This window comes from Lysinibacillus fusiformis, assembly GCF_002845985.1.
Taxonomy (GTDB): Bacteria; Bacillota; Bacilli; order Bacillales_A; family Planococcaceae; genus Lysinibacillus; species Lysinibacillus fusiformis_D.
Genome location: NZ_PDFK01000003.1, coordinates 507,011 through 529,235, shown reverse-complemented (window position 1 = coordinate 529,235; position 22,225 = coordinate 507,011). Strand labels below are relative to the sequence as shown.

At 34.3% G+C, this 22,225-nt stretch carries 22 protein-coding genes and 1 pseudogene; 17 read left to right on the top strand and 6 right to left on the bottom strand.

The window, feature by feature from the left end; genetic code table 11:
* Nucleotides 1-86 precede the first annotated feature (86 nt).
* Nucleotides 87-1,508, bottom strand: coding sequence for a VanZ family protein (locus CRI88_RS13250; protein WP_101966724.1), 1,422 nt, complete (start codon nucleotides 1,506-1,508; stop codon nucleotides 87-89).
* 296 nt (nucleotides 1,509-1,804) lie between these two features.
* Between CRI88_RS13250 and CRI88_RS13245 the strand changes: the two genes are divergently transcribed.
* The 5 genes and pseudogenes from CRI88_RS13245 to CRI88_RS13230 all read left to right on the top strand — a co-directional run bounded on the left by CRI88_RS13245 (nucleotide 1,805) and on the right by CRI88_RS13230 (nucleotide 4,842).
* Nucleotides 1,805-2,527 (top strand): SDR family NAD(P)-dependent oxidoreductase, encoded by a 723-nt coding sequence (locus CRI88_RS13245; protein WP_101966723.1) that lies wholly within the window; start codon nucleotides 1,805-1,807, stop codon nucleotides 2,525-2,527.
* Between the two features lie 40 nt (nucleotides 2,528-2,567).
* Nucleotides 2,568-2,681: pseudogene (locus CRI88_RS22940) on the top strand (short-chain dehydrogenase); the annotation flags it as partial.
* A 274-nt stretch (nucleotides 2,682-2,955) separates the two neighbouring features.
* Nucleotides 2,956-3,156: a cold-shock protein gene (locus CRI88_RS13240; protein ID WP_004225195.1), complete on the top strand. Its 201-nt coding sequence runs from the start codon at nucleotides 2,956-2,958 to the stop codon at nucleotides 3,154-3,156.
* A gap of 580 nt (nucleotides 3,157-3,736) precedes the next feature.
* Entirely contained in the window at nucleotides 3,737-4,216 is a 480-nt protein-coding gene (locus CRI88_RS13235) for a GNAT family N-acetyltransferase (protein WP_101966722.1), read from the top strand.
* A gap of 218 nt (nucleotides 4,217-4,434) precedes the next feature.
* On the top strand, nucleotides 4,435-4,842 hold the full coding sequence (locus tag CRI88_RS13230; protein WP_257982904.1) for a hypothetical protein: 408 nt from the start codon (nucleotides 4,435-4,437) through the stop codon (nucleotides 4,840-4,842).
* Between the two features lie 778 nt (nucleotides 4,843-5,620).
* Here CRI88_RS13230 and CRI88_RS13220 read toward each other — a convergent pair.
* Nucleotides 5,621-5,956, bottom strand: a complete 336-nt coding sequence (locus tag CRI88_RS13220) for a helix-turn-helix domain-containing protein (protein WP_036117079.1) — start codon at nucleotides 5,954-5,956, stop codon at nucleotides 5,621-5,623.
* 457 nt (nucleotides 5,957-6,413) lie between these two features.
* Here CRI88_RS13220 and CRI88_RS13215 point away from each other — a divergent pair, with 457 nt between their 5' ends.
* Together CRI88_RS13215 and CRI88_RS13210 are read left to right on the top strand one after the other, a co-directional pair.
* On the top strand, nucleotides 6,414-6,635 hold the full coding sequence (locus CRI88_RS13215) for a hypothetical protein (protein WP_101966721.1): 222 nt from the start codon (nucleotides 6,414-6,416) through the stop codon (nucleotides 6,633-6,635).
* A 103-nt stretch (nucleotides 6,636-6,738) separates the two neighbouring features.
* Nucleotides 6,739-7,611: a phosphotransferase family protein gene (locus CRI88_RS13210; RefSeq protein ID WP_101966720.1), complete on the top strand. Its 873-nt coding sequence runs from the start codon at nucleotides 6,739-6,741 to the stop codon at nucleotides 7,609-7,611.
* Between the two features lie 542 nt (nucleotides 7,612-8,153).
* On the opposite strand, the gene CRI88_RS13205 is transcribed toward CRI88_RS13210, so the two are convergent.
* Nucleotides 8,154-8,798: a methyltransferase family protein gene (locus CRI88_RS13205; RefSeq protein WP_058843659.1), complete on the bottom strand. Its 645-nt coding sequence runs from the start codon at nucleotides 8,796-8,798 to the stop codon at nucleotides 8,154-8,156.
* A 17-nt stretch (nucleotides 8,799-8,815) separates the two neighbouring features.
* On the bottom strand, nucleotides 8,816-9,619 hold the full coding sequence (locus CRI88_RS13200) for a MerR family transcriptional regulator (RefSeq protein ID WP_036117073.1): 804 nt from the start codon (nucleotides 9,617-9,619) through the stop codon (nucleotides 8,816-8,818).
* Between the two features lie 398 nt (nucleotides 9,620-10,017).
* Here CRI88_RS13200 and CRI88_RS13195 point away from each other — a divergent pair, with 398 nt between their 5' ends.
* From CRI88_RS13195 to CRI88_RS22935, 4 genes are all read left to right on the top strand, one after another.
* A complete protein-coding gene (locus tag CRI88_RS13195; RefSeq protein WP_145991316.1) occupies nucleotides 10,018-10,680 on the top strand; it encodes a hypothetical protein in 663 nt (220 codons plus the stop codon).
* 264 nt (nucleotides 10,681-10,944) lie between these two features.
* Complete coding sequence (locus tag CRI88_RS13190; RefSeq protein ID WP_036117070.1) at nucleotides 10,945-11,454, top strand: ClbS/DfsB family four-helix bundle protein; 510 nt, start codon at nucleotides 10,945-10,947, stop codon at nucleotides 11,452-11,454.
* A gap of 366 nt (nucleotides 11,455-11,820) precedes the next feature.
* The gene (locus CRI88_RS23220; protein ID WP_139149515.1) at nucleotides 11,821-12,024 is read left to right on the top strand and encodes a phage holin family protein; all 204 of its coding nucleotides are present in this window, start codon (nucleotides 11,821-11,823) and stop codon (nucleotides 12,022-12,024) included.
* Between the two features lie 36 nt (nucleotides 12,025-12,060).
* Entirely contained in the window at nucleotides 12,061-12,405 is a 345-nt protein-coding gene (locus tag CRI88_RS22935; RefSeq protein ID WP_308302777.1) for an N-acetylmuramoyl-L-alanine amidase, read from the top strand.
* A 313-nt stretch (nucleotides 12,406-12,718) separates the two neighbouring features.
* Here CRI88_RS22935 and CRI88_RS13180 read toward each other — a convergent pair whose 3' ends face one another.
* Complete coding sequence (locus CRI88_RS13180; protein WP_036117068.1) at nucleotides 12,719-13,234, bottom strand: hypothetical protein; 516 nt, start codon at nucleotides 13,232-13,234, stop codon at nucleotides 12,719-12,721.
* Nucleotides 13,235-13,687: 453 nt separating this feature from the next.
* Between CRI88_RS13180 and CRI88_RS13175 the strand changes: the two genes are divergently transcribed.
* Nucleotides 13,688-13,921, top strand: a complete 234-nt coding sequence (locus tag CRI88_RS13175; protein WP_101966718.1) for a DUF3953 domain-containing protein — start codon at nucleotides 13,688-13,690, stop codon at nucleotides 13,919-13,921.
* A 796-nt stretch (nucleotides 13,922-14,717) separates the two neighbouring features.
* On the opposite strand, the gene CRI88_RS13170 is transcribed toward CRI88_RS13175, so the two are convergent.
* Entirely contained in the window at nucleotides 14,718-15,344 is a 627-nt protein-coding gene (locus tag CRI88_RS13170; RefSeq protein ID WP_036117064.1) for a DUF4352 domain-containing protein, read from the bottom strand.
* Nucleotides 15,345-16,901: 1,557 nt separating this feature from the next.
* Between CRI88_RS13170 and CRI88_RS13165 the strand changes: the two genes are divergently transcribed.
* From CRI88_RS13165 to CRI88_RS13145, 5 genes are all read left to right on the top strand, one after another.
* The gene (locus tag CRI88_RS13165; RefSeq protein ID WP_089932714.1) at nucleotides 16,902-17,327 is read left to right on the top strand and encodes an acyl-CoA thioesterase; all 426 of its coding nucleotides are present in this window, start codon (nucleotides 16,902-16,904) and stop codon (nucleotides 17,325-17,327) included.
* Nucleotides 17,328-17,338: 11 nt separating this feature from the next.
* Nucleotides 17,339-17,713, top strand: coding sequence for a DUF423 domain-containing protein (locus CRI88_RS13160; protein ID WP_089932718.1), 375 nt, complete (start codon nucleotides 17,339-17,341; stop codon nucleotides 17,711-17,713).
* Nucleotides 17,714-17,875: 162 nt separating this feature from the next.
* Entirely contained in the window at nucleotides 17,876-19,195 is a 1,320-nt protein-coding gene (locus CRI88_RS13155; RefSeq protein ID WP_101966717.1) for an SPFH domain-containing protein, read from the top strand.
* 14 nt (nucleotides 19,196-19,209) lie between these two features.
* Entirely contained in the window at nucleotides 19,210-20,313 is a 1,104-nt protein-coding gene (locus tag CRI88_RS13150) for a TFIIB-type zinc ribbon-containing protein (RefSeq protein WP_101966716.1), read from the top strand.
* A 538-nt stretch (nucleotides 20,314-20,851) separates the two neighbouring features.
* Complete coding sequence (locus tag CRI88_RS13145) at nucleotides 20,852-22,057, top strand: EAL-associated domain-containing protein (protein WP_036117053.1); 1,206 nt, start codon at nucleotides 20,852-20,854, stop codon at nucleotides 22,055-22,057.
* The last annotated feature ends 168 nt before the right edge of the window (nucleotides 22,058-22,225 follow it).

The following is a 22,225-nucleotide window of genomic DNA, read 5'->3' as shown; positions in this document are numbered from 1 at the left end:
CTTAATTCAGTAATTGGACGAACACCTAAAGCCCAGTTACTCATATTCGAGCCTGGGCTTTTCTCATGTTTGGAGAATATAAAAAGCTATTTTCTTGCCTGAATCAAGGTGAACCAGCTTTTGCCATTCAATGTTCCGGAAACATTGTAAACAGGCTGATAGAAACCTTTTGTATCATACATATGCGTAAGCTCTATTAATTCTATAGACAGTTGATCGCCTTTTTTTATTGTAAGTTCTTCGTCTGTTACGAGTGCATTATATTTTATTTGCGGAAATTCGCCATTCTTAATACGTTCATACACTTCTGTAGGGGACAAAATGTTTACTTCCGTTATAAATTGATGGTTACGTAGATTAGATGATAAGGAATATACATCGCCATCTGGTTTCAGCCCAAGACTTACTTCCCCAAGCCAATAATCTTTGTTGATATTAGCGCGATCTGGAAGTGTCCATTCTAATTCACCATTCTCCCATACAGTAAACTCTGCCTCTTGAGGGAGGAGAGCAAGTTCGTCCATTATTGCCTTCGCCTTGTTAACAGAATCTTGTCCTGCTGCTGTAGTTTGGTCAGGTGTATACAGATTCTCTGTTAATGACCAATTGCCCTGTGAACTGATAAATAATGTATAAGGATTACCTGTGTTGTCTGCCAATAAAATTTCGCGATCCCCTCTATTTTCCGTTGTACTCGTTACGGATAAACCTAGTTTTTTTTGCAGCAAGGTTTCAACTTCGTCATTCTTCATTATTTTCTTATACACGGGGGCAACTGTGGGTGCTGTACTTAAGTCCAATGAAGTGGAGACATCAACACCTGACATATTCGATTTTGTATAGGCATTTATTGCAAGATGACCAAACTCTTGTTGGTTGTAGACAATCATCATCCCAACAAAAATCAAACCCATTATGAGTGGGATGGCCAGATTGCCAATTAGACTTTTTATTTTTACTTTTTTATGCTGAACAATGGAAGCCACAAGTCTATATAACTGGTATCCGATAATCCCACCAATTGAGTTGTTGATTAAGTCATCAAGCTCGAAAATTCCCGCTCCTGTAAGTGTTTGATATGTTTCAATGGATAATGTAGCACTGACGACTACGAGAAAAAGCCACTTGAATAGTTTAAATTTAGGGAAAAGCAGGGGCAAGAAAACGCCTAATGGTACAAACATTAAAATATTAAAAATACAATTTTGAAGATCTCGTAACGAATATTTTTTCCATGCATCGATATAACCACTAAATGGTTGGAGATTCATCTGCAGAAAATGAGAAGAGCCTCGGCCAATAATTGTTAACTCACAAACAAAAACAATATAGCCGATGAAGAGTGCTCCAAGCATAAGTTTTTTTACGTGGTTTCGTTTCCGAACGGATGGTTCCTTTTTATTATAAAAGAAATAATAGAATGCAATGAGTAAAAACTCAACACCAATAATAATCATTACTGGCAGCATTAAAGATTGAATGTTATTGATAATTTCTGTTACGCCCAATTTAAAACGCTCCTAACTGATGATTTAGCTTTTCTTGATGTAATATTGTCGACTTTCCTTATTGTAAATGGAAATTATTAATAATTATTGAGAATATTTATGAAGATTTCTTAAGATTTTGCATCAGCTATACAGGCTTAGGGTGCTGATTTTAATCCCCTAGTGTGGCGTCGTTAATATAAGAGCAAAAAAGGCAGAAGTCAAATTACGTTTGTCATAGCAATAAACCACTTTCATTGCTGTATAACTCTGTAATTATTATAATGAATAGCAATAACTGGTAAGGAGATGGTGGAATGAGTAAGAATTTCATTATATTTGGAGCGAGTCAAGGACTGGGTGATGCATTTGTCAAAGGTTTACCCGTCATGGGAGACTCTGTATGGATCGTGTCACGTTCTCGACCTAAAAGCTTAAATCTCAACGATGGTGTCAATCGTCATTGGCTCGCTATTGATTTGTCCAATCAGCAATCAATTCCAACTTTAAAAGAGAAGGTAAAAGACATTCCTTTCGATGTATTAATTTACAATGTTGGCGTATGGGAAAAGCGTGGATTCGAGGATGACTATACATTTGATTTGGATGAGGTCGTAGATATTTCAAACATAATCAATATAAATTTAACTTCTACAATTACATATATCCAAGCGCTTTTACCAAATTTAAGACAAGCGGAAAATGGAAAAGTGATTTTAATTGGCTCAACAGCGGGCTTAGATCACACGAACAATGCACAAGTTTCATTTGTTACATCTAAATTCGGCTTACGTGGCATTACCAATGCCCTTCGTGAACATTTAAGAAAGGATAAAATTTCTGTCACATGTATTAACCCAGGGGAGCTAGCAGCAGAAGTACCTTATGAAGAAGGGGCAGAGAAAGCAATTCATTTATATGAAGGGACTCGTATTCCTGTACAAGATATTGTATCAATTGTGCAATGTGTCATCCATTTATCACCTGTTTCATGTGTAAAGGAAATTACTATTCCTGCAATAACGGATTTGAATGCTTGATGATCGCCTGTTGCTCAGAAAGCATTGTAGCGGGAGTTAATCTTCTATTTGCAATCGAATAGGGCGAATAGAGGATATTGCCGATGCAGTAACGTTTCTGGCTTCCACTGATAGCAGCTGGATAATAAATGTTTCTGATGATTTTCGTTTATAAAACGCAATAATACTGTGAAGTTCCGATAAGGGGAAAAAACATTGCTTTTCATGCCTAACCTCAAGAAAAAATGGATATTCCAAAATTTAAACAGTTTAGGACTAGACAAAGGTGATTTTACATGGTATATTGTATTCAATAGAATCATCCGAAAAAAAAGATGCAATGAATTCACATATTACAAAAAGTAATCGTGTTTTGATAGATGCTTTTTGTGATATGTGTTTTTTTATGAATGTGATTTTATTTAATTTGATTAATGGAGGTCATTTACATGACACAAGGTACAGTAAAATGGTTTAACGCAGAAAAAGGTTTTGGTTTCATCGAAGTTGAAGGCGGACAAGACGTATTCGCTCACTTCTCAGCTATTCAAGGTGAAGGTTTCAAATCACTTGAAGAAGGTCAAAAAGTTGAATTCACAGTAGAAGAAGGTCAACGCGGACCACAAGCTGCTAACATCGTAAAACTTTAATTTTTAATGAAACATACCACTCTTAATTGAGTAGTATCAGACTGCTGACAAACTCAAATTTGATGTTTGTCAGCAGTCTTTTTTATAAACGAAACTAAAATCGTGAAGCAGCTATCTTTTATCAACTATCTTACCTCTGCTAAATACTCCTCTTCAATCAAAAATCCCTTTTTATGTAATTTCGCTATTTCTTCTAAAGTTGAAACACACAAATTCTTAAAAGTTTATGAATTCAGGACAATTAACAAAAGAATAAAATAAATAATTAATGAAATAAAAATGGAAAATCGTCTTTTTTTCAGGTTGAATCGATGTCTTGAATTAGTACTCATATCTCGTACAATGCCGTTTTCTTTAAACATGTTACAATACTCGCATTTCTCCAGTACTGAACCTTCTCTAAATTAAGCAATATCATATTCTGAGACGTGTCCCATCACAGAATCCAGCAAGCGAAACAATCCACTGTTAAATAAGAAAATTTTTACGTCGTTATTATATTTCGGAAATTTCAAATAAATGAATGACCAACACCTAATTAAGTGGTAAAGTATAGAAAAAATGAATGGAGAATGATCTTATGGAAAAATGGAAAAGGGTTGAATTAAAGCATTTTTCAAGTGAATATATGAAAGAATTGAACTCTTTTGTACTTACAGAAGAACAAAAACAATTTTCTGCCCTTCCAAGCAAATTTGGAGAAATTAATGAAGGACAGTATCGTATTGTCATTTTAAGTGATAATACACCAGTGGGTTTCTTCCTTCTCAATGCAAATGAAAGAGTAAAGAAATACTCTACTAATTTGAATGCCATGTTATTAACTGCATTATCAATTAACCATACAGAGCAAGGAAAAGGTTACGCAAAACAGGGAATGACCTTACTAGTTGAGTTTGTGAAAGCAGAATTCCCTAATTGCGATGAAATTGTTTTAGTTGTAGACAAAGATAATATACCAGCACAAAAACTATATTTTAAAGTAGGATTTGAAGATACAAATGAGAGACTAATAGGACGAATCGGCGAAGAAATCATCATGAGACAATTAATAAAATAAAGTTAGATCACAAATAAAATCGTCACCAGAGCTGATTTTATATTTGAGGATTAAATTTTTTAAAGTTTGCGAAAAGATTTCCCTCCCTTGATATTTTTTATGACTTTAATAGTAGGGAAAGACAGACGATTGTCTACATAGGTAAACTTTCAGCGAAGAAATGACAACATGGCCGACCCAGAGTTGCTGTGTTTCTGGGATTACGGAAAAATATTGAAATGTACCGATTTGCTGCTTATGATGGAGGTGAGTATGAGATGTATAGTAATACGGCAAATATGCTTAAACAGACGACAAATCTTATCAATGCATTGAATAAAATAAAACAAAACCTATCTTTTGTAAAATTGTATATTAATAGCGATAGAACACTGGCAATCTATTTTTTAAGTAATGCATATAGTGACTTTAATCTATTCAAAACTATCTACTTATCTGTAACACCTGGTGATCAAACAATTGATGAGTTTTTAGAGAAATATGAAAAATTCTTTGTAGAAGTAAATAAATATTTAGAGGTTTTTACTGATAATAGCGTAGTTGAAGATAGACTTCATAAGGAAGTATTGTTTGCAATCAATGAATTAGAAAGATATCTGTTAAATCTGTTGGATTTGTATAGATAAATACTTAGACATTCCTTACACAGAGGGATGTCCTTTTATTTTGCAAAGCAATTAGTATATTGGCGTAGGGAGATAAAGCAAAATATAATTTTATTATTAAGCAATCACATGTCTATGCTTTATCTACCCAGTAACATTGAGCAGCAAATGCAGGAGCTAAATATGAGAAATGAATAGAAAGATTTGCTTTTGGAATAATGATACATGGAGATTTTGCAGGATTAAAACTCATTATCGTTTAAAGAAGTAATTTATTTTGAAATCAAATATATAAATAGAGAAAGGAGGAAAAATATTGTTACATATATCTAAAAAAATAGGAATAGTAAGTTGGGTTGTGACCATTTTATATTTTGTGATAGAGCCTATTTTTATTATGACTGCACTTGTACCCTATAATTTTATGCAACAAGCTATGAGTGATCTAGGAGTAACATCATGTGGGAAGTATACATATTCAATTGCACCTCATCATTCTTTTGTTTTTCTTTCCATTGCCAGCAGGTCTATTACAAAGACTTTATTATGGTGTGATTTTCTTGTGGGGTACTGTGCTCACAATTTTATTAAGTTCATCAGAATAAATTATAAAGCCCAGATATTCAGTTAACGTACCGTAATTGTTAGGTAGTGTCTAGCAATTGAGGATAGTTTAAATGAGTACCTGGGCATGTTTAATGATGTATTGATTTTATAAGGAATAATGGTAATCAGTAAAATTGCAACCTTTCTGTAAGGGACTTGCGGAGTGCTCACTATTTAAAAGGTTAACATTAACTCACTTTTCCATTATCGATTTATTTTTTGTATTCCACATTTTATAAAGCTCTCTATCAACAAGGACTAATTCCATACCTAATTCACTTGCATATTTAGTTAAGGTTAAAGAGGATGGAATAGAGCTAAAGGTTTCCATTCTCGAAATAACACTTTTGGATAGACCAGTTCTCTCAGCCATTTCATCTTGACTAATATTTTTTTCTATTCTTTTATTTAATAAAGTAAAAGCCAATTTAATTAGCTGTTTTTCATCTTGAGAAATCATTTCATCTTCTATTAATTCATAATAGCGAAGAAAAATTCTTGGTATTATTCTCATTGAGTAATTTTCCAATTGCTACACCTCTTTATTAATCTCTACTATTTATAGAGTGGTTAATATTAGACATTTTAGCTCGTCTAATAAATGAATTTTAGTAATTCTTTATAGTAAAAGGATTACTAAAAAAATTATATCCATTCATTTATAATATTTCTATATATTGTTTTGTAAATATTGGATTAAAAAGTATTTTTTCCTAAATCGTAAATTAGAGAATAGGTTATTTGTAGCATCCTGTGTCTATGGTAGTGATTCTATATAATTATATTAATGCTGATAGGAATTATAAGTATTATATAAAAAATTAATTAAGGCTTTCGAAATAAAGCCGATAAAATCATCTCGTTAGTTCTTAGAGGTGATCTTGCTGTTGAGTATGTATGCTAAATTGGCTTTGTGTAAAAATTAAAAACATGGTAAAATAAACCATATAAATCATAATAAAAAATTGGTTTGATAGGGGGATTGTATGAATGATAAGAAAAGTGGGAAATTACAAGTCTTGGTCATAGTATTCATGATATTATTATTGGTTGCAGCGTTTGTGTTATTTTTCTTAGGCCATTACATGATAGGGTTTATTTTATTTGGAATATTTATGCTGGTTTTGAATGCTATTAGTAATTGGACAAAAATTAAAAATGAAGAATATGTTTATTTAAAAAATCATAAAAACAATGAGTATTGGTAATTACATTTAGGAACGCTTCATGTAGTTAAACAAACGGGTAATTAGTTCAACAAGCATTTGGGGATCAACACAATAGAAAGTGATCGAAAGGGGGTATTGCTAAATGAATAATAACTTTATTGAAATCATTCAGTCGCTTTATTCTGACCTTTCCATTGAAGACTTTTATCCTAATGAAATTGGACAGAATAATGATGTGTTCATTGTAAACAAATCTTTGGTTTTTAGATTTCCAAAATATAAAAATGGAATCAATCAATTAAGAAGAGAGACGGAAATTTTAAAATACATTAAAGGTATCATCTCAACCCCTATTCCGAATCCAATTTATCAGTCTTTTGAAGAGTTAAAACCAGGTAAAGTCTTCACCGGCTATAACCTAATAGATGGTGTTCCTTTGTGGAAGGAGAGCTTAACAGGTGTTAATAGTGTTGAATTGGTTAAGGGGTTGGCCAAACAACTTGTTTCTTTTCTTGTAGAACTCCACTCTATTTCAGGGGAAAAAGCAAGTCGAGATTTGAAACTAAAGGTTCGTAACCCACTTGAAGAGATGTATAGCCTGTATGATAAGATTCAAAATAATGTATTTCCTTTTATCAGAAGCGACGCTCAAAAGGAAATTTCACAATCTTTTGAAACGTTTCTAGGGAAGGCATTCTCAAATTTAGATATAACATTTATACACGGAGATTTTGGAGCATCTAACATATTATGGAATCCAGAAACAAGTATGATTTCAGGGATAATAGACTTTGGTGGTTCGGGTTTAGGAGATCCAGCGTATGACTTTGCTGGAATACTCTCTAGCTATGGCGAGGATTTTTTGGATATGTGTATTAACCTATATCCTAACGGTGATGAAATATTTGAACGGGTTAAATTTTATAAAAGTACATTTGCTTTACAAGAGGCATTGCACGGAATTGAGAATGGAGATAGACAGGCTTTTGAAGATGGCATTAAAGATTATAGATAGATTACTTGCTCAACTAATAGGTGCTTTAGTACAACAAGGGCTTCAAACTTCTACATATAGTAAGAGCGTGTTTTGGACAGTTTTTATTTTCAAAACACGCTCTTTATTGTTCTCATATTAAGGTTTATTACAAATTTATAGCACGAGAAGTTAATGCTAAGTTTGTGATCAAGCCATTTATTTTATCGCTCAACCACATGTTCGAAATGTACGCCCTTTTCCTATGACATCCAATAAAGAAAGTATTGAGCGTGTCTTTGTGGATGCAAAGGAAAAGTGTGGAATATGATGGACAAGCTTAAGAGGTCTTAATAAATTGTCCAGGTAGGCGATGCTTATTTTTGCTGCCATGAATTTAAAGAAATTGGCTAGGCAAGTTGTTTAAAAGAGTTCTTTTGCTTGAAGAGTCTGTTTTATTGGGTGGTATATTATCATATTTAAACATAATGAAAGAAGATAAAAGGAATCGAGGGTGAACTTTTCGATTCCTTAAGTCGACAGTCTGAGATCACCCTATAATAGGTGAACCTGATGTTTTTTATTTACCAAATGAAAGGGATTAGCTTTTTAGTTTTTTGTTTATATATTGTAAATTGTTCTCCGTACTTATTTTGTAAGTAATTATCTGATTTTGGGATATAGCCAAAAACAAATACGAAGAATAAACTAAGAGGGATAAGCAAACTATAAATATTGTTTGAGATTAGTGCTAAGCCTAGTACCCAAAGGCAGTCTCCGAGGTAATTAATATGAATCGCATATTTAAATAAACCTCCCGTATAGAGCTTACCTTTGTTTTCAGGATTGTCTTTGAAAGGTTTTCTAAGTAATTCTGAAACTGTGTTTAATATACTTCCTCCTAAAAATAATAGCCAGCCTACAATTAGCATTGTTATGTTTGGATCCTGTTTGCTCGTAATCATTAAAATGGGAAAGCCCAAATAATAAATCCCAAAGGCTATACTGTTCATGATAGCTTCCTGCATTGCAATACCTCTAGGTAACCAAATAAACATCATAGCTGTTAATCGCAAAGCTGTAATAATTAAAGCAATATAAAGCCCTAGAGAAATGGCAGATTTTCCATATGTATTGAAAAGTAAATAATATGCAATAACTAAATAGATAATCTCAGCAACTAAAATGAAGATTTTTTCTTTTATCGTAGAATTATTTATACCGTACAAAGTAAGACACTCCTTTGTTATTTATATTTAATAGGAAAAAATACGTCTGTGATATTATTATCCTCTTGTGTACTATAGGGATCTGTTTGATAAACTTCGAACGGTGCACCATTTAGTTTATAGTTATGTTCGGTTATCCAAACATGTAGTTTTGTATGGATGGAAGGTAGTTTATCATAAGAACCAATAAGCGTAGCCATTGCACAAAGACCAGGATTAAATAATCTTGTTTCATTCGTGGCGGTTGTAAGTGGTATGGCCATTTCTACATCATAATTATCAGGTTCATATTCGGCACTATGGAAAATAGCAAGTGGTTTTGCACTAGGTAATAAATTATTGAACATAATTTTACTAAACAACTCATTAAAGTGTTTTAGAAAATCATCGGTATTTATTGTCTTTCGCTGAGATAAGATATCATATGGTAAGTGATCCACAAGTTTAATCTCAATCTCATTTAAATAGCCCATGATACTTCCCTTTTTATCAAGCTCATGAATATCAAGTTTTAATTCATTTAACAATGAAGCATAAAATGTAAGTTGTTGTGTAAGAATTTCTTGTTTTGTTTTCAATTTAGAACTAAGAAGTTCGGTATCATCCCAATTAGTTAAAATAAATTTGATTTCTTCTAAAGAAAATAAATAGTTTTTCAATCGCGAGATGGATAAAGCAGTTTCTAATTGAGGAACATTGTAATAACGATAGTTATTTCTAGCATCAACAAAAGCAGGCTTTAAAAGTCCGATTTCATCGTAGTAGCGAAGCGTTTTCAGTGTAAGATGAGATATTTTCGAAAATTCACCAATGGTCAGCATAACAATCACCTCCTTATAAATTACTTTAAATATAAAGCATCCTGTAAGGGGAGGGTCAAATCAATAAACTAAGCTTTCTTAAAGTTTTTGGCATTCAACATGGGCAACATGACTGCATCGAAAAAATATTTTAGAAGTTAATAAGAAATCTAAGAGCCTAGCCAGGTTGGCCTAAGCATTCTAGTATTAAATAGTTTGAACCTAAGATGAGTTTCTTTATTAAAATATCTATGATTCTCACACCACCACATACCACAAGTTTATAGTCAAAAGCTATTGGCACTGAAAAGCTTTAGCCATGATAATACGGTGCATGAGTCGATAAAAGTAGCAATTTAAAAATTGTAATAGAATCCCATTCATTATATATGTATATTTATATAGGAGGAGGGATATTGGTGAAAAAAGTTCTTCATCTAATAGCTATTACATTAGTTGGATTTTATTTCTTGTACGGCTTAACTAACATGTTTTTAAATAGCAAAGGATATGAAGGTGCTGACTATCTAGTTTCTATCATTTTATTGGTACTTATTGTTTTATTTGAGGGATTTCTAATTAAACTTTATAAACGAGCCTATAGCGCTGAAGCTATAGAAGCACGTAAACAAAGAGAAGCTGCGAAAAAGAAACAACAGTTCGAGGCAGAGAGTAAAGTACTTGGTTCTAAATCTCGACAACAGCTATTCAATGCAGATCTATGTATTAAAGTAAAACATATGGCTGGATTACCAGTTGCCGAAGGTGCTGAGATATTTGTTTACAGATGCAAAGATAAAATCGTGTTTGAAAGAAGTCAAGCCACAATTGAATTAAATATAAATAAAGTGATTGATATTCTAATAAAAACAGATGTTGAAATTCAAAAAAGTTGGGTAAGTGATGCTGGTAAAGCTATAGCAGGGAATAATCTTTTTGGTTCATTAGGTGCTATAATTGGTGGAGAGGCAAAGGAAAAAACGAGCACGATCATAGAGAAGTATTTAATTTTTGCTTATGAAAAGAATGGTGAAATAAAATATATATCTATGGAAGTCACGAATGAACCTAATGCAAATTGATTTAATTCAAATTATTACAATCTCTCCAATAACGAAAGAAGATTTACAAGTCTTTAAAGAGCGAATTAGCAATTATAGATTGTAGACAAATGATCACTAATTTTGTGAATATAGTGGGGCTATCATTGAATAAACACAACATAATTGAGTGTACTGTCATTATCTGCCACTCAAACAGATAGGTAAGCATTATTTTAAATTTCATTTTTTAGAAGGAAATCATTCAATTTTGCTGAACTAATAAATGGAAGAGAGGGGAGTAAAGTGAGGCAGTATGCAAACAAGGAAGAATTGATTAGTACGATTAACGACAAGTATAAAAAATATATTGCAGAATTTAATGATATACCAGAAGTCTTGAAAAACAAACGGATTGAGGAAGTGGATAAAACTCCATCCGAAAACCTTTCTTATCAACTTGGATGGATAAATCTTTTGCTTCACTGGGAGCAAAAAGAACAACAGGGAGAAGAAGTACACACGCCAGCAGAAGGCTATAAGTGGAATAATCTAGGTGGATTGTACAATTCTTTTTATGAACAATATGGAGCGTACTCTTTGAAAGAACAACAATCAATGCTTGATGAAGCGGTCACTAATTTATGTGAGTGGTTAAATATTCTATCTGAGAAGGAATTATTTGAGGTTGACCAAAGACGATGGGCAAAAACACAAGCTAATTGGCCTGTTTGGAAATGGGTTCACATTAATTCAGTTGCTCCATTTACAAACTTTAGAACCAAAATTCGTAAATGGAAGAAGATTAACCTTTAAATATTTTTGAAAAAGAAGTGATGTTCTTTTGTACATATTGATTAGTAACAGGCGGTATGGATATTCTTTAGCCTTCCACAAACATGGAGGGCTTTTATTATGCGCTATGATTATTAATGGAGATGGGCAACGGTACACAATATTCTCGATTTGCCTCATGGCTTTTTACTTTCAAAAAGGGCAAAGATTGTAGATAAATGGAACAAACATTTAAGTTTACTTAGCACAGTAGGCGGCTGAGGTTTATGACAGTACATTTTATTTTAAATGCAATCGATTTTATCTGGAATGGCAGCTAACTGGGGAACGATTAACAGTAAGCGTCGGTATCAAGGCATCATCAAAAAAAGCATGATGTTGGTTTGAATCGTAGCTAATCTCATCTATTTAGTACTGCAAGATCAAGGATTTACAATTGGACAGATTATTCCAGATGCTGTTGTAGTAATGTTTATCTTAAACGAACTAGTTAGCTTAGGCGAAATTTCAGCAAAACTCGGTGTGAATATGTATGTACCAGTTAAGAGAGCATTAGAGATATTCAATACAAAGAAGAAAAAAGCGAAATGACATATGCTTTAAGCAGTCCTTGCTACCAATAAACAAATATCCAATCAAGGCACCATACACAATGGCGCCTCAATTTATCACTATACGCAACAAGGCCACACAGCTAATGAGATTTCATATAGGATTAGCAACAACAATCAGGTGTCTTATCATGTTACTGTGGATGATAAAGAAAGCATTCAGGCTATACCTTTTAATCGAAATGTTTGGCATTGTGGGGGTAGTACTGATCCTAATGCGATAAAGAAAGGAAACTGGCTTTCTATTGATATCAAAATTTGTCACAGCAAAAGTAGTGGATTACGTTATCGAGTTGCAGAGGAAAACGCTGTTCAACACATTGCGAAACATTTAAAACAATTCGGTTGGGGTATTAAGTAAGTGAAGAAGCACCAGGGTTGGAACGGCACGTATTGTCCGCAATGAATTTTAAATGAAGATCGTTGGAATCGTTTTTTGAAATGAATTAAAGGCATCGATGAAGCCAGCGGAAATCTGAAATACCAACAGAAAAGGATGATGTCATAATGCAATTCACAAACAAGCCAACTATAATCGCAGTAGATAAAAAGCCCAACGATAAATCACATCTAGATAAATTCGCTGTTGGTACACTTACCGGCAGTGATTTTGAAGGGAATTAACATTGCACATCGTAGTGTTTAACAGCAAAGGTCAATTACCTTAATGCTTTTTAACCACCTATTTGAATAACGGTTAACGAACGACTGGCGTAACCAGCGACTAGAGAATCCGACGAGGCACTTACTCCTACTAAGTCTCCGGCAGATAAAGTAGCTTGGACAATGTAGCTTGAACTACTTCTATTTAGTACATTAAAAATAGCTATTCCTTCTAAAAAAATAGGTAGTCCATTTACGGTAATGCTGACAGTGAAATACGGTTGATCTGGATCGGGTAATGCTGTTGCTTGTGCATTTATTGAAATAGTAATTTGATATACGCCATTGTTTTGCACTACTAATTCATTTCCAGATGGGCTGACAGTTACATTAGATAAAGGGCCCACTTGCTCAAATGTAACGGGTGTCGATACAGGCGATAAAAAATCTAATGTATCTCCTCGCAGGGACCCATAACCTAATACGCCAGGAGTGACAGGTGCAACGGGGCCAGGAGTAGCAACAATTTTAGGGAAGTAGTTCGCTTCACTTTGACAACAGCTCGTTTGTGTATGCCTACTAAACATTTCTAGATTCCTCCTTTATAGTTTGTTTAGTATTATATTCTAATCTCTTAAAATGATTTGAATTAATACCCATCAAATAACCAACATAATTATCAACAGCAAGTTATTAATCAAGTTCAGGCGCTCACATGAGTACCTGGTCTTTTTTTATTTCCATAAATCTCCTCGACATTAGGGGAGTTGAAAATAATAATGTACAATCGGAGGTAGGTCGGTGAGGTAAGGTTTTCCTCTCTTGGTATTTATCAAAACCTAAATATTAGGGAAAGATAGATCGAGGACCGATCATCGCTGAGCAAATTCGTTCGGAGCATGACATACACGGTCGATCTATATTTTTAAGAGATTAGGTTTATTAATTAATATAAAAGGTAATTAATTTACATTTATTTGCATTTACTCTTTTTTGTAGTATGATAAATAAATATGAAATTTAAAGAGGTGTAGAAGGTTATGCTGAAAATTTTACCAATTGCCTTTGCTATCATAGCAATATCTCTTTCAACTTATGGACTTATTACACGTGATTACCAGCTGAATTTCCTAATGATATTCTTTTTGGGTTTATCTATGTTAACCTTAGGAATTAGAGAATTTCAAAGTAAGAGAAAAGCTTATGGTTTGTTTCTAATAGGAGTATTTTTCTTTTTAACATATGCATCAATTCAAAGTTTCATATGGAGATAAATAAAGGAATGGTTTATAAATGAACTTCCTCCACTTTCCATTTATTTCAGTTAAACTTACTACAGCAACAAAATGCCCGGAAAAGCACCCAATACAATTTGCTACAAAATAATGTGGTGTGTTCTACCACGAGTCGCAAATGAGCTCTCGACAATAGGGTTATCACAATGTCAAAGCTTTCATCTTAGGATGGAGGCTTTTTATTATGTATTCGAAAGGATGAGGAAAGATGGAATTAAACAACATACAAGAGCTAGAACAATACGCCGATGTGTGGTTAGCCAATAATCAATGATTGGTAGCAGGTATTTTTTATCAACTTATGAACCCACCTATATCCAATATGTTATGCTCTGCTCTTTAACTATGTCTGCAATTATTTTTTATAGTATTACAGATATAATTAATGGACTATTTAATGTTAACTGAATTTCAGAAGTAAACAAAAAATATTGTAAGGGTAATCGCGTAATAATATCAAAAGATATTCTATAATTTTTATAGAAAAGCACTCTTGTTTGAGGGTTAAGGAGAGAGATTCTGGAGCTATTCAGTTTACTAAAATTGACCTAGAACCTGTTTGAACGAAATTAGAAGCTACTAAAATATTAAATTTAAATGATGCTCCTGTTACACTTGGTTTTAATAAAGTCGAGAGTTTAGATATAGTAATTGAAGAATTATTAAAATTACGACATATAATGTCTGGTGAAGGTGAGTACGAATGGACTGCTAGTGGAAGAATTGTAGATAAAAGCTAAATATGAACTAAAAAAAGCCACTCATTTGAGTGACTTTAATAATGTCTTAGATTAATCATACCTGTTTCAGTACCGAAAATACCCGTTTGTACTTGCAGTTGTAAATCAGTTGCTTCTGCTACTTCTGGAGCAAGGTCAAATACAACTTTACCTTTAATCTCCATGTCAGGGTTTACTTCTTGTAAGAAGAAGCTATTTTGAATGTTACCATCTTCACCTTGGTTTGCTGACATGCTAGCAACACTATCGGATTCATATGTTTTTTCACCACGTTTTAATTTGAAGAAACTAGCATCAATTGTTACAGCTTTATTTCCATTGTTTTTGTAAGTAACATCTAACACAACATATGTACCACTTGCTTTTGTAGGTAATACAGAAGGCCCTACTTGATCTGTTAAACTAACTCCATTTAGAGTAAACACTGCATCTCCAACTTCTAAAGGAGTATCAATTACGGCAATCTCTTCTTTTTCTTTAGCTTTTTCATCATCTTTTGATGAATCTTTATTTTCTGGCGCTTTTGCAGAAGTCTCAACTTTATCTTTAGAATCCTTCTCCTTTGTTGTATCATTGCCTCCTGCCATATTACCAATGGCGCCGATTACAATGATGGCAACAATTAAAATAAACCACCATTTTTTGTAGAAAGGTTTTTTCATGTAAAATAGTCTCCTTTGTATATGTTGTTAGTACTATTAAATTATATCAATATTACCATGTTATGTAAACTTATTATACTAGAATATGGTTCAAGCTTAGTAAATCACTCAAAGAAATAGCCAGGTGCTCAACAGAGTACCTGGTTTTTTATTTGTTTATATAGAGTTTTGATAGATATTAACTAGAATAATTATGTATATTTTACATAATTTTGAACATTGTGGGAAGTCTATTATTAAGATGTACCAATTAAACAACACAAGGAGGAAATTATTTATGGCAATTAATAAAGGAAATACTGATTTTAATTTAACTGTTTCACAAACAGGGGATAAGAGTTTAAAAGTATCATGGAACTGAAACTAAAGTAGCCAAGAACAGAACAGTTTTATATAAACAAGATAAGAAGTCACCCATTTAAAATAATGAGTGACTTTCTTTTGTTATTTATCACAAGCTAATCCATCACCATCTCTAAAGGCACTTTCTCTCCGTTTTCTCGTTTTAAAAATAGGGTAGCTACCGATTTATCTTTCCCGATATTAGCTCCCATTGCTCCAGCTATAGCTCCCGCATTACCGAATTTACTTCCGATTACTGTCCAGCCAACTATACTTGAAGTACTCTTTTGGACATTTTCTACACGTTCCCATTTAATTAACTTGAAGGTTTCTGGTTCTTTGTAGTCGACAGCAATATTTACATAGCCTTGTTTGGTTTGTATTAAAACAACTTTCTTTTATCTGTTCTTTTCCATTCAGGATGGTCATGTTTAGTTTGATTGCTTTAGGTGCTTTTTCTTTCTTTTGAGGTATTGTTTTTTCTGGAATGCCGAAGATATTTTCAAGTTCATTCGCGAAAGGTTTGGTTGCATTATCATTAGTTAGTTTGAGTTTAATCTCATTCTTTAAATAGGTGAAATCAACTTCTACAGCAAAAATCTTTCTGTTAACGACTAGTTACTAATAGCATTTACATCATAAGAAATAAAAGATTTTACTTTTTTATCTTTTTCCAATGTAAGCAATCTTTTAGTAGTTAACAAGAATAAAAAATAAGTTAACTTTTTTGAACCTGTTGTTGCAGATATTATCTGTTCATCATGCTCAATATGAGCTGACAAAATATCTATATCTTCTTCAACAAACGAAATAACCTGTTTACCAGCTGGCTATAAATAAACTCTTATTTGTTCTTGTATATTCAAATTAACTTCGTCTTTCCATATAGAATGTTGGTAATAAAAGAAAACTATATCAATCCTGTTTGATGTTGTCAGTACGTTATAAATAATAAATAGGTCACTTATTTGAATGAAATGAGTAACCTACTGTGTGTAAATACAGATTAGTGTAACTGCTCGTGCATGTTTATTTATTAATCATAAAGAGGTACCCCAGTGTTTATATGAATTATATTTCATATTAGAAAAATCCATATATATTTTAGATATTTAAGAAATGCTTCCCTCTATTTTTCAACGTTCCAATTTCCATAGAGCAAAAACCCCACCAAATCAATACTTTTACGCTATAATGTAGGACGAGGTGAAGAAAATGTTTGTGAGTGAAAAACAGATTGAGATTCGATATGCGGAGACCGACCAAATGGGCGTGGTGTACCATGCAAACTATATCATTTGGTTGGAGATTGGGCGTTCGCAGCTGGTAAATGATGTAGGTTTTGAGTATGCTGCTTTAGAAAAAGATGGCTATGTTTCGCCAGTAATGGATTTATCGATTTCGTATAAGGCAGCCATGCATTATGGACAAGTAGCGACAGTGCGTACTTGGTTGGAGAAGCATGATCGTTTACGAACAACCTATGGCTATGAAATTTTACATGAGGATGGCACGGTGGCAGCCACAGCTCAATCCGTACATATTCTTGCGCATAAGGATACATTGCGCCCGGTCTCTTTAAGTAAAATTGATCCTGCTTGGGATGCCAAATATAAAGAAATTGCTGTTGAGGCAAAATAGGAGAGCAACAGATGGAAATGTTTTTAGTGTTAGGTGCGATTTTGGCAGGTCTTGGTGTTATTTTAGGTGCTTTCGGGGCACATGCACTGAAGGATAAGTTTGCTTCACCGCATTATGCAGCGATTTGGGAAACGGCTGTGCAATATCAGATGTATCATGCTTTAGGGATTATGGGGCTAGGTATTCTCTCTAATGAGGCACTTTTAGGAAGCTCTAGTCTGCTTTCTTGGGCAGTATATTTGATGTTTACAGGGATTGTTTTCTTTTCTGGTAGCTTATATGTGCTTGCCGTGACAGGTGTGAAAAAGCTAGGGGCGATTACACCAATTGGCGGAATGTTATTTATCGTCGCATGGGTGCTTGTTATAATAGCTGCCTTATCCTAATAAAGAAAATGTAACGAGACAGCTCTTATGATTCATTTCATAGAGGCTGCTCGTTTTTTTAATTATACGAAGAAAATGAAACAATTTGTCTGATTTTGCGTATTACATAGTATTGATAGATGATAAAATAAGCTAAACATTAATATGAAGGTGGGAAAAATTATGGGTTTATTAAAAGCAGGAGTTGGGGCATTAACAGGCGTCTTAGAGGATCAATGGCGTGAGTATTTCTATTGTGAGGCATTATCTGCAGATGTTCTTGTAACAAAGGGTGTGAAACGTACTTCTAAACGAGGTTCAAATAAAGGCAATGACAATATCATTAGCAATGGCTCGATTATTGCCATCAATGAAGGGCAATGTATGATGATTGTTGAGCAGGGGAAAGTTGTTGAATTTTCTTCAGAGGCTGGAGAATATGTTTATGATACATCAACAGAACCATCGATAATGTTTGATTCAGATTTGTCGCAAGGTATTCTGGAAACGTTTAAGCAAATAGGCAAGCGTTTCACTTTTGGAGGAGAGCCTGCGAAAGATCAGCGAGTTTACTATTTTAATAAGAAGGAAATTGTAGGGAACAAATATGGAACACCTGCACCCATTCCATTCCGTGTCATCGATCGCAATATTGGTTTAGATATTGACATTGCAATTCGCTGTCACGGGGAATATTCATATAAAATTATTGATCCATTATTATTCTATACAAATGTTTGTGGCAATGTAGAGCATGAATTCACAAGAGTAGCAATTGATAGCCAGTTAAAATCGGAATTAATGACAGCATTACAGCCTGCTTTCGCGCAAATTTCAGCAAGTGGCGTTCGTTATAGTGAAATACCTGCTCATACAGTTGCTTTAGCAGATGCACTCAATAAGGTATTATCAGAAAAATGGCTTGCAACACGTGGCTTGGCTGTTGTGTCATTTGGTATCAGTACGCTCAAGGCTTCTGATGAAGATGAAGCCATGATTAAACAGCTACAACGTAGTGCCGTTATGCGTGATCCAGGCATGGCAGCTGCCCATTTAACGGGTGCGCAGGCAGAGGCTATGATTGCAGCTGCTAACAATGAGGGCGGTGCGATGGCAGGATTTATGGGCATGAATATGGCCGCACAAGCTGGTGGCGTCAATGCTAGTCAGCTTTATCAAATAAATGAGCAAAATAAGCAAGCCCAAATGGCTCAAAATCAAGCAACGAAAGCAACGGATACATGGACTTGTGCATGTGGTCATGAAAACACGGGGAAATTCTGTTCAGAGTGTGGTGCGGCAAAACCAGTGGAAGAAGGCTGGGCATGTACCTGTGGTGCGGTCAATAAAGGTAAATTCTGTAGTGAGTGTGGGGCAAAAAAACCAGCTGGCGCTTTACTTTATGTATGTGATAAATGTGGATGGACACCAGAGGACCCAGTGAATCCGCCTAAATTCTGTCCAGAATGCGGCGATGTTTTTGATGAGAATGACGTCAAGTAAGGAGATGATGACTGATGTCAACGCAAGATGTTGAAAATGTCAAACAAGTGCAGCTTGACTTTGATGCGGAATGTCCGTCATGTAGCGCATCAATTGAATTTAATCCTTCCACGGGTAAACTGACTTGTCCGTATTGTGGCTTTGAGACTGAAATAGCAACGCCTGATCAGGAGGAACAAAAAGTTGCCCAGGAAATGGACTTCTTCAACGCAGAAGAACGTGGGAATTTCAATTGGGGCGTGGAGAAAAAAACGGTCATTTGTAAAGCCTGTGCAGCTGAAACGATATATGATGCTCTGCAGGTTGCAGATAGTTGCCCTTACTGTGGTTCCAATCAGGTTATGGAGGCTAGCGCTGAAAATACACTTGCGCCGAATGGGGTATGTGCTTTTGAAGTAACAGATAAGCAAGCAGGAGAACATTTTCAAAAATGGATTAAAGGCAGATGGTTTACACCGAAAGCTGCTAAAACTAGTGCAAGACCCGATGCTTTTAAAGGAGTATACCTTCCATATTGGACATTTGACTCCAAAACAAGCTCTAGATATTCTGCTAGATATGGACGTCATCGAACGGTTACTGATAAAGATGGAAAAACGCACACGGAAACCGATTGGTATTCAACAAGTGGCTTTTATCAGGAGTTTATCGATGATCACTTAGTCAGTGCAACGACCCGATATGATCGAGACATGATGCGCAAGATTGAACCTTTTAATCTTTTAAATAATAAAGCCTATAAACCAGAATATGTAGCTGGATTTTTATCAGAGCGTTACAGTATTGGCTTGCAGGATGGATGGAGCCAAGCAAAAAATGAAATCCATGATTATCTCCATGCACAAATTACGTCCAAAATTCGTTGGGAAAATCGTGCGGATGTAGTATCAAATTTACGCTTTTCCACAAATCATGATGATATTACATACAAATATTTAATGTTACCGATTTGGCTATCCTCCTTCCGCTATAAGGAAAAGATTTATCGCTTTATGGTGAACGGACAAACGGGGCGAGTAGGCGGTAATGCGCCAATTTCACCACTTCGCGTAACCATAGCTGTTCTGTTATCTTTAATGGTACTAGCAATCATTTGGTATTTCTTCCTGTCTGAATAATGATGAGCAGCACTCCAATTTGGAATGCTGCTTTTTTTCATCTCTGACTTCTGGGCGACAGACTGTTTAGATTTTTCGAGCAGACGGGCTATTGGACATAGAGTTTTTTTTACAATAAGTATTGAAGGGTGAAACAACATAAAATTGTCCTAAATTGCTGGGTAAATGACTGATTTATTTAGTGTAGATAGGGTTATTATCATGTATTGTCATGGCTGTTTCCGCGGTATATTGCATACGTTATAGTGAGAGTACACCCTTGAAAAAATGTTTTACTGGTTAAAAATGATCAGATAGTAGAGAAAGCAACCTATGCTGTCTGAAAGTCGTTAGAAATGGTGAAAATCAAACACTGGTTAGAGTGAAGAAAAGGCAAAAATTTAGGTGAGATTTTCCATAAATTAAGATAAGTGAAGTTGCGATTTTACTTTAAACCACTTATTATACAGTCAGAGAGCATTTTTTAAGCTATTAATGCACTATATAATGTTATTTTTGAATAACAAATAAGAAGTTATTCATAATGGAGGTTTCGATGATGGATGCAATTGAAGTGTTAACAAATTTAGATCAAATACATGGGTATTATCAACCGATATTTAGTGCAGACGCGCATACGGTGATTGCCTACGAAATTTCCGGACATCTCCAAATTGAAGGGCAACAAATTAATTTAAAGGATTTCGTCAATAATGAAGATATTCCAGAAGAATATCGAATTGATATGGAGCATAAAATTTTACATGCGGCATTAGCCAAAATTGATGAGATTGCATCTGATATAGATATTTACATTCCAAGTAATCCAAATTTATTAATGCAAGATTTTGGTGAAAGTCATTTTAATATTATCCAACAATATATAGCTGAAGAGGATTTACGCCGTATCGTACTGGTTGTATCAGAGCACCGTTTTTTAGGAGATATAAATAAATTACACCACGCCCTGCGTTATTTTACGACTTTTGGGGTGAAAACCGCTGTGCAGGAAGTAGGAGCAGAAAGTCATTTAGAGCATATTGCATTATTGGCACCTCATATTTTAAAGGTTAATACACGTGATTTAAATTATGATTCTTGGTCAGCTCAATCGGACATGATTTCCGCTATTGGTAGCCTTGCCTATAAAATTGGTGCCAATCTTTTATTTGAAGATATCGAAACGGTGTACCAGCTACAATTTGCATGGAAAAACGGCGGTAGATTTTACCAAGGTCCGTACCTAGCAAATCCAGCAATGACCTTTGTCGATAAAGATGTGTTAAAGGAACGTTTTAAAAAGGAATGCCAGCAATTCATTACTTCTGAAAAGAAAATGCTAGAGGCGCAATATGTGCAGCTGAAAAAATTAAGAGAGGAATTAGAGGCAATTGTTCACCGTGTGAAACCAACGAGCGACAATGTATCCCAGTTAGAATATCTAGCCGAGTTATTGGATAATTACTCTTTCCGACTCTATATATGTAATGAGGATGGTTTCCAATTAACACCTAATATTATGCGAATTGATGGTAACTGGGAAGTACAGCCAAGAGCCATTAATAAAAACTGGAGCTGGCGTCCGTACTTCCTCCAAACAATTATTAAAATGCGGAATGATCAAAGTGGGGAAATCTCAGAATTATACCGTGATATTGAAACAGGGGAAATTACTAGAACATTCTCCATCGCCATCAACGAACATGAATATTTGTTTGTTGACCTTTCCTATGACTATCTTTATGAGCACAGTATTTTTAGGTAAGCCTAGAAATGCTTACCTATCAAGGGTTATGGGGCGTAACTTATGATTGTACCCCAAAGTTGAAGATTAAAGTGATTTATCCGAATTGAACTTAACCTTTACGAATAGTTCTCTTAAAGAAGGTTTTCATGAATTTATGCCATAGACTTTTGTTAACTTACAAAGCTT